Origin of the sequence: Pectobacterium sp. HCp5_1 (assembly GCF_032905925.1) — a bacterium.
Taxonomy (GTDB): domain Bacteria; phylum Pseudomonadota; class Gammaproteobacteria; order Enterobacterales; family Enterobacteriaceae; genus Pectobacterium; species Pectobacterium brasiliense_A.
Genome location: NZ_JAUMIO010000074.1, coordinates 1 through 2,851 on the forward strand (window position 1 = coordinate 1; position 2,851 = coordinate 2,851).

General features: G+C 38.5%; 4 protein-coding genes. 1 reads left to right on the forward strand and 3 read right to left on the reverse strand.

What is annotated here, in order from left to right; all coding sequences use genetic code 11:
* On the forward strand, nt 1–94 hold a 94-nt coding region (locus Q3A88_RS21695; RefSeq protein ID WP_317177888.1), incomplete at its 5' end, for an IS1 family transposase.
* Between the two features lie 6 nt (nt 95–100).
* Here the strand turns inward: Q3A88_RS21695 and Q3A88_RS21700 are convergent.
* The 3 genes from Q3A88_RS21700 to Q3A88_RS21710 all read right to left on the reverse strand — a co-directional run bounded on the left by Q3A88_RS21700 (nt 101) and on the right by Q3A88_RS21710 (nt 2,403).
* Nucleotides 101–790 carry a cell envelope biogenesis protein OmpA gene (locus tag Q3A88_RS21700; RefSeq protein WP_317178648.1) on the reverse strand — a complete coding sequence of 230 codons (690 nt, stop codon included), beginning with the start codon at nt 788–790 and terminating at the stop codon, nt 101–103.
* 675 nt (nt 791–1,465) lie between these two features.
* Nucleotides 1,466–1,816 carry a hypothetical protein gene (locus Q3A88_RS21705; RefSeq protein WP_317178649.1) on the reverse strand — a complete coding sequence of 117 codons (351 nt, stop codon included), beginning with the start codon at nt 1,814–1,816 and terminating at the stop codon, nt 1,466–1,468.
* 2 nt (nt 1,817–1,818) lie between these two features.
* Nucleotides 1,819–2,403 (reverse strand): hypothetical protein, encoded by a 585-nt coding sequence (locus Q3A88_RS21710; protein ID WP_317178650.1) that lies wholly within the window; start codon nt 2,401–2,403, stop codon nt 1,819–1,821.
* Between the last annotated feature and the right edge of the window lie 448 nt (nt 2,404–2,851).

Genomic DNA, 2,851 nt, shown 5'->3' on the forward strand with positions numbered 1-2,851 from the left:
ACTGAATCGTAAAACTATCGGGTACTCAAAATCAGTGGAAATGCATGACAAGATAATCGGCACATTCATCGAACGTGAACATTATCTGCAATGACCTGATCTACATATTGAATACGTGACCGATAATTTTGACACCTACCGCACCAGTAATATCGTTCTGATACAGGTTATAAACTTTTCCGTTACGAGAATCGGTATCAATAAATACTTCTGTTCCCAACGCTTTTGCACTCGTCAAAACAATCGCGTCAAGGTCGGCACCCGGTGAATCGGCATATTTCGACAGGCTGGTGTCGACGATTTTCAGGTAGGTAAATGAATCAGACTCGGAATCAATCACATCAACATCATACCCGATTACAGAGCCACGATTGGTTGTCGTCTGAGCGGATGCAGGATTAATTGCTTGAAACACGGGTGTGGCCTTGATCCATTCACTGCCGTCATTGGATACGTAGGCATCCCACGATTCATAGGTTCCTGCTTCATAGACATAAAAATCCGCATCGGCAGTACCGCTCTTTTTAATCGCGTACGGGGAAAAGCGAACCACAACGCTACCTGCTGCACCGAGAGAAAGTATATTTTCATTCGTGCTGTAACGGTTAGGTTCGCCAAGTACTCTTTCGGGCACTTTATAACTTGAAGATACATTAGGGCCTGGCGTATAGCTTACGATTTCTGTGGCAAAACCCACTGCGGTACCTGGAATATCGGGATAGCCTTTATAGCTTTCCGCAAAGGCTGACGCTGAGAATAGGCACATTAATGCAATTGCATATTTTTTCATTTCACTTCCTCTTAATATAAAAATCCCCACGATTATGGGGAACGCATTGATTCCATTTTACGTATGCCGGCACGTTAATAATTAGCCCATGGCAGTATCGACGGACATTGTGCTAGCACGTAAATAACACGTGTCATCGCACCGACAATAGGTAGTATCTAATAGCATTGACGACCGATTCACGTTGGGAGATGATCTCGCAAATCCTCGGTGCTTCATTTAAATCTGTTTTAGTAGTTATTTGAGGTGGATTTTCTGATAAGTGAACCTGTTATAGTGATGAAAGGTCAGCGAAAATCGCGCAATTGCAATGAGATTATCAATCTGCTTTGGGCAATGTAGTGTTATTGATTTGGCTATCTGGGATATTTTTTGTGGGAAGGTATGGGGTATTTTTCAGGATCGCTGGTAGGTTTTATCATTCACCATTTTGGTGGTATAAATCCGGTGTATGAACAAAACGTGTAGAATGTTGAGTGTATTGTTTTTCACACTTTTGGGGATGATTCAGGGAGAGTGTATTAATACAAATTCATGAGTTCCTGACACTAAGGATTTTTATGGGGTTATATTTTAGATAAGATGAAAATCACTATTTTTAATCCTAAAGAGACTTAATGAGGAGTATGCCTAATACATAATAAACATACTCCTGTCATTAATTTTCTATAAAATTCATTCCTCACGGAATGTGAAACTCTTTAACTCATCTTTTTCATCAAAGTACAAATCGATTTTTTTTATGCTGCTAATACTTACTGGGATTGGAGGGAAAATAACAAGCCCATCGATAGATTCCTTAGTAACATAAGACCAATGACTTTCTTTCATAAAATCTAGTGAGTTTTGTGGTGGCCCTAGCTTTATTAATACATCTTTTTTCGTTTTCCCAACAAAAAAAGTGGTTTTAACATTATCTGAGTTTATATCAGAGAGTGATGTGTTGTATGTTTTTGTCTTGTCGATAAAACACCCAGATAAAATAAAAGAGAGGGAAATGATGAGGATTGGTTTTATTAATTTCATAATCAATCAGTGTCCAATTCTGTTTTATAGTTTTTATCTGCCGGTTCCCAAGGGAAAGCTGATGATATTTTATATGGTGCTGGTTTTAATATATAGACCCCGCTAGTCTCATCTTTTATTACTTCATTAAAGTGCATAAAGCACCTTGATCTATCTGTAGTTATATCAAAATTCATGTCATAATCTTTACCTGCTTCAGGTTTAATAAAAAACATACTATGACATGACCCTTGGCTCGTTGCTTCGGTTTGAATATAAATAAGAGTTGGTACTGATTTTATTCTGGTTTCAAAATAATAATCATCATAATCACTTTTCCGATAGGATATCTTAGGCATACCTATGTCTCTGGTAGCGTTTATATGTCCTCGCCATGAAAACGGTGTGATTTGTGTATAAGTCTTTGAATATCCTTTTTGTTTAATTTCGGTTCCTCTTATGTTTTTTATGAATCTTATTCTTGACACATTTTGTGTGTCTGAAGGTTCTTGGTATATCGGCCGATCAGCAAAGCTGTTTTCAATTGCCCTGCATCCAGACAAAGAAATGGTTGCCGAAATTAAAATTAAATGTAAAAATTTTCCCATAAATATGTTATCCATTTTGTCATTTTTAACGTATACCGATATGCTAGGAAGGAAAGCATATCGGTATACGTTATCGGCTGCGGGATAATATAATTTAGTTTTTATTAAATAGGCGCGTATTGGCGAGAACTACCAAGTAATGAATATGAGTGTTTAGTCCATTATATACGTAAAATTATGCCACAATTTAGTGGCAGCGCCCTCCATGTTTCACCGTATTGGTATTACCAATGGGAGCGCCTGCACCGGCACGTTTCCCGCCCCAGCCGGACGATCTTGATTGTTGGTTATGTTTTTTGTCGTCTTTCATGGCTGCGTGACGGTTAGTGATCTTACCCGCCAATAGTGGACACGCGACTAAGTGAGTAAACTCTCTACCAGAGGTAGCTCACATGACAAAATCCGTATCAACCAGTAAGAAGCCACGTAAGCAACATACGCCTGAATT

Excerpts from the sequence above, each read along its gene's own strand:
- Q3A88_RS21710 (WP_317178650.1), bottom strand. The coding sequence starts at position 2,403 with ATGGGAAAATTTTTACATTTAATTTTAATTTCGGCAACCATTTCTTTG.
- Q3A88_RS21700 (WP_317178648.1), bottom strand. The coding sequence starts at position 790 with ATGAAAAAATATGCAATTGCATTAATGTGCCTATTCTCAGCGTCAGCC.
- Q3A88_RS21705 (WP_317178649.1), bottom strand. The coding sequence starts at position 1,816 with ATGAAATTAATAAAACCAATCCTCATCATTTCCCTCTCTTTTATTTTA.